Consider the following 7,342-nt stretch of genomic DNA (forward strand, 5'->3'; position numbering starts at 1 on the left):
GGTGGAGCAGCCCGGTAGCTCGTCAGGCTCATAACCTGAAGGTCGTAGGTTCAAATCCTACCCCCGCAACCAAAATATTAAAATAAAACAAACGCTTGCTTGATGGTATTTTGATACCACGGCCCATTCCGCGTTTTACGTCAACAGCACGTCAACACCCCACAAGAAAAATCGCATTCGACCGCAATCGCGTGCACCGGCGTGCATCGGCCCGCATTCGCGGGCATTCAACCCTGTGAAAATGGCCGTTCGGCCCCTCAGGGGCGCTTACCTTATTCGATAATAGCAGCCTCGCGTGCTTCCCTGAAACGACGATCTTACCTTTAAAGATAACAAGCCTTGATCGCAGCCTGTTTTGTCGCTATATTTACCGAAAAAGGTAAGGTGCCGTAGATGGTCGATGATTCCGAGAAGATGCTGCTGGCGTATGCCGGCAAGCGGATCCGCGAGACCCGGGCAGCGCAGGGTTTGAGCCTAGAGCAACTTGCACGCCTCACCGGTATCAGTGGGCCTGCGCTCTCTTTGATCGAAACTGGCAAACGCGATCCGCGGCTGACGACGCTGAAGCGGATCGCTGATGCATTGCGCGTGGCTCCCGCGACATTGATAGCGGACGGGCCTGTAACCATCGAGCCCAGCCTTACGGCAACATCCGGGGGCTATGACCTCGGTGAGTATCAGTGACCGCCTCCGTCCCCATCTGGTTTGATGATCTGGCAGTAGGGCAGGTCGATGTTGCGGCTGACGGATCTCTCTCTTTGCGTTATGAAGATCGCTGGCTGCAGACGGCTGGGGCGTTCCCCTTGTCTGTTACCATGCTGCTCCGCGCCGAACCCTATCCCTCTGATGTTATCTCTCCCTGGCTGGCAAACCTCTTGCCCGAGGAGGAACAGCTTCAGGTGCTGACCAGGTCTCTAGGCCTCGACCAAGCCGACATCCTCGCTGTGCTGGCTGAGATCGGCGGCGATACCGCTGGCGCTCTGTCATTCGGTGCCGCGGCGGATCGCGGTGCCTGGAAATATGCGCCGCTTACTGCCTTTTACGACACAGCTGATCCGCGCCTGGCGCTCGAGCGCCACTTCGAGGATCTCGGTCGCAGGCCGTTTTTGGTCGGTGAGGAGGGCGTGCGTCAGTCCTTGGCGGGTGGCCAGAAGAAGTCGGCTTTGGCCGTACTGGGCCCGGACGGTGCGCCTGTGCTGCGTCTCCCGCAGGAGGGAGACGTGCTCGCCATCCCGCTCAACGGGGCGCCGTCCACCTTGATCGTGAAGCCTGACAATCCCAACCTTACCGGCATCACCGAAAACGAAGTCTGGTGTCTCCGCATGGCGCAAGCCATCGGGATCGAGGCCGCGCAGGCGACCATTCTCCAGTCGTCGAAACGAACTGCCATCGGTGTTCTGCGCTATGATCGCAGGGTAGGGCGGAGCGGTCAGCTCCTGCGTCTGCACCAGGAGGATTTTGCGCAGGCCAATGGTCTGCCACCGGGGCGGAAATACGAACGTGGCACGCTGCCCGGCCTTGACCTGAAAACCTTGCTGGAAACCGGACGCCATGTCAGCGCGACAGATGCGCTGGCGCTGCTCGATCAGGTCATCTTCAACATCCTCGTCGCCAACACAGATGCGCATGCGAAGAACTATTCCCTGATCCTGCCGGTCGGAGCCGCGCCGCGCTTGGCGCCGATTTATGACGTCTCGACGGTGCTGTCCTGGCCCCATGTCGTGAAGACCTACGCCCAGCTTATCGATGGCAAGAAGCGCAATCCGGACATGGTTGCAGGACGACATTGGGAAGCCATCGCCCACGAAATCGGCTACCGCCCCACCGATGTGAAAAACCGCGTGCAGCAGATCGTTGACGCGATGGTGGCGAACAGAGCGAAGGTAGCGGCCGAAGTGACCGCGCTGCCTGGCGCCACAGAGGGATATGTTGTGCAGACAGCCGAAGCCGTCGAGGAAAGTGCGCTGCGCATGGCGGGGAGGCTGTAGATGGCACGGGCGACACATAAATGGGCGTTCAAGCCGGGCATGCGTGCGGGCGCCTATAGCTGGAAGGCATCGTCCAAGGCGATCGAGCGGCTGAACGGCGCGCTTCTCGACCGGTTGACCCATCACGTCAACATCCGTGAGATGACCGGCGAAAGCTATCGCCTCGCGAAAAGTCGCGCGCGCAAGCCCGGCGACAACAACCACTGATGCGTAGCCTAGACTTGGGCGTGAAGGTCCAAGGCGGCCAGTAACCCGCCAGCTAGATATACAGCGCGACTGACTGGCCGCCGTCCGTCCCACTTTTGGTGCAAATCCAAAGTGGCCCAGTTTTGCGTCGCCCCGAAGCACAATTCGACTCCGCCTTTGACAGCCGTTGTGCCCCTCTGAGGTGCTTAGCTTATTTGACTTGCGACGGGCCCTGACCACTGAAATCGTCCGCTCTGCGAGATGAAAGCTCCGCGCGTCGGACGATTGCTCAGCTTGCGCCAATCGGCGTAGACACCAACCAAGCTCCGGTCGCCGCTAGATAAAAGTTCAGCGGCGGGTCAGTTCGATTTTGAGAATGAGGATAGAACAGTCATGTGCGTAACTGACATTATTCCAGATATCCACGGTCAGGCCGAGAAACTCCGCCTCGCGTTGCAGAACCTTGGCTGGCAGCGGACTGCCATGACATGGCGGCATCCGGAGCCCGACCGTCAGATCGTGTTCTTAGGGGACTTTATCGACCGTGGTCCCGAAAATGCCGCCGTGATCAGGATTGTGCGCGAACTGATGGATGCGGGGCGCGCCCAGGCCATCATGGGCAACCATGAATTGAATGCCATTCACTTCCATACGAATGATCCGGACAAGGGGACGCCTCTTCGCGTGCATGACAAGCATAACTTGGAGCAGCATGAGAGCTTTCTGAGAGAGTTCCCGCTAGGGGCTTCGCAGACCCAGGATGTGGTGGAATGGATGCGAGGGTTGCCGCTGTTCATCGAGACAGAGGGTTTTCGCGCTGTTCATGCGGCGTGGATCCAGGATGCAATCGATGACCTAAGGCAGCAGACTGGAGCCGGCGTCCTATCTGAGGAGCAGTTGATCCTAGCAGGCCAAAAAGGGGAAGAACTCTATGACCTGGTCGAAGCAGTTGCAAAGGGACCGGAGGCATGTTTGCCTCATCCGTATTCCTTCGAGGATAAGAGTGGGAGGGTTCGGTACCGTGTGAGGGTGAAGTGGTGGAGCGATGTCGCTCAAAACTGGGGTCAGGTTGCGCTTTCGGTGCCAGATATCAAGCAGCTTCCGGATGGACCGCTGCCTGATGATTTGTTCGTGGGCATCTATCCCGGTCAGGAAAAACCTGTCTTTTTTGGACATTACTGGATGTCGGGTGAGCCCCAACTTCAAAGCGCAAATGCCCTTTGCCTCGATTATTCAGCAGGGACCGATGGCCCCCTTGTTACCTACAGGCATGTTACGGGTTTGCCAGAGCTAAATCTGGAAAACGTAGTGATCCATCGCTAGGGGACTTTTGGTAGCGTCCACGGACGTGGTGTAATTTCTGCTCCGGCGACGGTGTAATCTCAGGTGGCCATCGAGTTGTAGGGTCGAGCTTTCAACTTGGGGCGCGCGGGCGGGGGAGCGCAGGGGGATGTTCAACGCTCTATCTTTTTGTTGAACATGGCGATATGCTCAACAAGAGTCGTTTTTGTTGAACACGAAGGGCCGGGCAGAGCGGTATGAGGCGAAATCAAAGGCTTGAGCGACATTCACCCACGGGGCACGCTGCCTATCACGACCTTTTGCGGCTGCTGCTCGATGCGCAGGTTTCCGATCTGCGCGGCACGGCGAGCCAGGTGCAGCGGGGCGACCGGAGTTATTGGTATGACAGTTACCGGGTCGGGAATTCGGTGCGCAAAACCTATATCGGCGAGGATAGCCCCGAACTCCGCGACCGGATCGCCCGGCATGAAGCGTTGCGCGCGGCGGCGAAGGCGCGGGCCGAGGAACAGACGCGGCTGGTGCGTATCCTGCGCGCCGAGGGGTTCCAGAGCCTCGATGCCGCGACCGGGAGCCTTGTCTCTGCGCTGGCGCAATCGGGGGTGTTCCGGCTGGGCGGCACGGTGATCGGAACACATGCGTTTCGGTTGTATGAGAGTGAGCTGGGCCTGCGCTACCGCTTCGACGAGATGGCGCAGACCGGGGACCTCGACATCGCAAGCTTCGAGCGCCTGTCGCTTGCGCTCGACGATGAGGCCGAGCCGCCCGTGGCCGAGGTGCTGCGCGCGTTCGAGTTCGACCCGGTGCCGACGGTCGAGAACACGCCCGCATGGCGCTGGCGGCAGAGCAGGGGGCAGGCGTTGGTCGAGTTCCTGACGCCCGCCTTTGCCGAAGAGGGGCCGCGCCCGCTTGCGGCGCTTGGCGTCACGGCACAGGCTCTGCGCCACCTTAATTTCCTGATTGCCGACCCGATCCCGGCGGCGGTGCTGTATCGCTCGGGCGTGCTGGTCCAGATCCCGCGGCCCGAGCGGTTCGCCATTCACAAGCTGATCGTGGCGGAGCGGCGCGAAGGGCGGGATCGGCTCAAGGCCGCGAAGGACCGCAGACAGGCCGCGTTCCTCATCGCGGCCCTCGCCGAGGACCGCCCGCATGAGCTGCGCGACGCCTATGAGGACGCGCTGTCGCGGGGGGCAAAATGGCGTGACCGGCTGGCGGCGAGTCTGGCCCGGATGCCAGAGGCGGCGCAAGCCTTGGCGGGGTAGGGTGGCCTCCCTGCAAACCACATAAGATATCGATAATAAATATTAAACATTGCCGCGCCGCAGCTTTTCGGCGCGTTTTGGCGGCACTGTCGGCGCGGCCTCGATCATGCCCATCGCGCGCTCTGGTGCAGTGCGGATCATTTCGGGGATGAGGTCGGCCTCGGGGAGGTTCTTCCAGTATTTGCGCGGCATTTCCGAGGTCATCGCGGACACCATCAGCCGCGCCGGGTTGAAAATATGGGTGAAATAGGTGCGCCAGAGCGCCTCGGTCGCGTCCGGGGCAGGGGGCGCGGTGTCGCGGGTTTCCTCGAAGCTCAGGGTGCCGGACACGAAGCGTGCGGTGAGCGTGGGCGTCGCAATGATCCAGTCCATATCTCCAAAGCGCTTGGCGAAGAACGAACTTGCGGGCTCGACGATCGGGTGGTCGGGCTCGAACCACGCGGCGAAGGTGCGGCGGGGAGCCTCGGGCGTGCCAATCTCGCGGAAACGGACGAAGGCGTGCATCTTGTGAATGTCGCGGCGCACGGCCTTTTCCTGCGCAAGCAGGCGGTGCAGAGCCGGATCGGAGCGGTCGCCCCACCGCAGATCGCCCCGTGCAAGCCGCAGAACGATCCCATAGGTGCGGGCGAAGCGCTCGGGGTCGGAATGGTGCAGCGCGGTCTCAATGGCGCTCACGGCCTCACGGGGGAGCGTGAGCGTCACGGGCGGGGCAGGGGGCTCGGGTGCCGGAGCGCCGGCAAAGAGGTCGCTGGGCGCGCCCTCCGGGGCGTCGAGCTGCCAGAGCACCGCGCCGGGGGGCACGCCCTCGGCCGCCAGCGCGCGGGCGTGGCGGCGCCAGGCGGGAACGGTGCCGATCCGGGGCAGGGAGATCACGCGCATCAGAAGAGACTCAGTTGCTCGGGTGGCGGGGCGAAGCGCGCGCGCAGATCGGCGCTGTCGGTGAGCGCGCGGGGCGACCAGCCGGGCAGGGTGATGAAGGGTTGTGCATTGCGCAGGACGCAGCCAATCCGCAGCAGGTCCTCGTAGCGCAGGCTGCGGTGGCGGCGGGCGGCGATGATCCGGTCCACCGAACGTGTCCCGAATCCCGGAACCCGCAGCAGCAATTCGCGGGGCGCGCGGTTCACATCGACGGGGAACATTTCGCGGTGGGCGAGCGCCCAGGCCAGTTTCGGGTCGATCTCCAGATCGAGCATCCCGCCTTGCGGCGCGATTTCCTGCGCCTCGAACCCGTAGAAGCGCATCAGCCAGTCGGCTTGGTAAAGCCGATGCTCGCGGATCAGGGGCGGGCGCTTGAGCGGGAGCAGGCGCGAGGCGTCGGGGATCGGCGAGAAGGCCGAATAATAGACCCTGCGCAGGCGGAAATCGCCGTAAAGCGAGGCGGCATTGCCGAGGATTTGCCCATCGGTCGCGGCATCCGCGCCGACGATCATCTGGGTCGATTGCCCGGCGGGCGCGAAGGCGCGGGGGCGGGTGCCCCTGTGGCTGCGTTCGCGGCTGGCCTCGCGCCGGGTTTTGACGTCGGCCATGGCGCTGCGGATGGTGCGGGCGGATTTCTCGGGGGCGAGTTGGCTCAGCGCGGTTTCGGTCGGCAGTTCGACGTTGATCGAGAGACGGTCGGCCCAGATCCCGGCCTCGGCGATCAGCTCGGGCGAGGCGTCCGGGATCGTCTTGAGGTGGATATAGCCGCGGAAGTTTTCTTGCTCGCGCAGGGTGCGCGCGATGCGGACCATATCGGCCATGGTGTCGTCGGGCGAGCGGATGATGCCCGAGGAGAGGAACAGCCCCTCGATATAGTTGCGGCGGTAAAATTCGATGGTGAGTCGGGTGACCTCTTCGACGGTAAAGCGCGCCCGCTCGGCCCGGCTGGAGGCGCGGTTCACGCAATAGGCGCAGTCATAGATGCAGAAATTGGTCATCAGGATCTTGAGCAGCGAAATACAGCGCCCGTCGGGCGTATAGGCGTGGCAGATCCCCGAACCGCCCGCCGAGCCAAGCCCCTTGCCATCCTTGGAATTGCGCCGCTGCCCCCCAGAGGAGGCGCAGGACGCATCGTATTTCGCGGCATCCGCGAGAATCGCAAGTTTGTCGGTGAGGGTGCGTTTAACCATGCGTTCATGTTATGTTCTTACCGTGTCCGGTTCAAGAGCCTGCGATCAGTCCCGGCGGGGCGATCCAGTGAGACTGATGAAATCAGCGCACGGCACGAGCCCGTGAGCTCGCTCAAAGGGAGGATACTCTGATTGGAGCCAACGGCGCGTTGGGTGGCGTAGTTATTGAAAACCAAATGCACGCCGCGCGGTTTCTTCACAGCTTTGTCGATTCGGGCATGAAGCTCAGGAACAGCTTTTCACGGTGGCAGCATGCATTTCCCAATGGCCAGACGCGACTTCACGTCAAAGGCAGCGAAGAACGTGCTCGTGCGATGACGCTTGTAGTCGTGGGGCCAGGCGGCTAATCGCTATCGAGTACAAACTGGAAACTGATGAAACTACCAGCTCGACATCCTGCGTAGAACGCCTTAAGTTACTGATGGGTAGCGTCCGTCAAGGTGGTGTAATTTCCCAGATGGCCTGAGGTCATGATCAGGCGGCTTTCGTGGTTATGCTG

6 protein-coding genes and 1 pseudogene are annotated in these 7,342 nt (G+C 61.8%); 5 read left to right on the forward strand and 2 right to left on the reverse strand.

What is annotated here, in order from left to right; genetic code table 11:
- The first annotated feature begins 393 nt into the window (after positions 1 to 393).
- From P0X85_RS14770 to P0X85_RS14790, 5 genes and pseudogenes are all read left to right on the forward strand, one after another.
- Positions 394 to 684 (forward strand): helix-turn-helix domain-containing protein, encoded by a 291-nt coding sequence (locus P0X85_RS14770; RefSeq protein WP_275815061.1) that lies wholly within the window; start codon positions 394 to 396, stop codon positions 682 to 684.
- Complete coding sequence (locus tag P0X85_RS14775; RefSeq protein ID WP_275815064.1) at positions 681 to 1,988, forward strand: HipA domain-containing protein; 1,308 nt, start codon at positions 681 to 683, stop codon at positions 1,986 to 1,988. Before P0X85_RS14770 ends, P0X85_RS14775 begins: the two co-directional genes overlap by 4 nt.
- Before the next feature lie 84 nt (positions 1,989 to 2,072).
- Positions 2,073 to 2,195, forward strand: a pseudogene (locus tag P0X85_RS14780) (ATP-binding protein); the annotation flags it as partial.
- A 372-nt stretch (positions 2,196 to 2,567) separates the two neighbouring features.
- A complete protein-coding gene (locus P0X85_RS14785; RefSeq protein WP_275815067.1) occupies positions 2,568 to 3,497 on the forward strand; it encodes a metallophosphoesterase in 930 nt (309 codons plus the stop codon).
- A gap of 215 nt (positions 3,498 to 3,712) precedes the next feature.
- Positions 3,713 to 4,735, forward strand: coding sequence for a nucleotidyltransferase family protein (locus P0X85_RS14790; protein WP_275815070.1), 1,023 nt, complete (start codon positions 3,713 to 3,715; stop codon positions 4,733 to 4,735).
- 42 nt (positions 4,736 to 4,777) lie between these two features.
- On the opposite strand, the gene P0X85_RS14795 is transcribed toward P0X85_RS14790, so the two are convergent.
- Together P0X85_RS14795 and P0X85_RS14800 are read right to left on the reverse strand one after the other, a co-directional pair.
- Positions 4,778 to 5,614, reverse strand: coding sequence for a TIGR03915 family putative DNA repair protein (locus P0X85_RS14795; RefSeq protein ID WP_275815073.1), 837 nt, complete (start codon positions 5,612 to 5,614; stop codon positions 4,778 to 4,780).
- Entirely contained in the window at positions 5,614 to 6,843 is a 1,230-nt protein-coding gene (locus tag P0X85_RS14800; RefSeq protein ID WP_275815076.1) for a putative DNA modification/repair radical SAM protein, read from the reverse strand. Before P0X85_RS14800 ends, P0X85_RS14795 begins: the two co-directional genes overlap by 1 nt.
- Between the last annotated feature and the right edge of the window lie 499 nt (positions 6,844 to 7,342).

The sequence above is a fragment of the Pseudothioclava nitratireducens genome (assembly GCF_029210495.1).
Lineage (GTDB): Bacteria > Pseudomonadota > Alphaproteobacteria > Rhodobacterales > Rhodobacteraceae > Pseudothioclava > Pseudothioclava nitratireducens.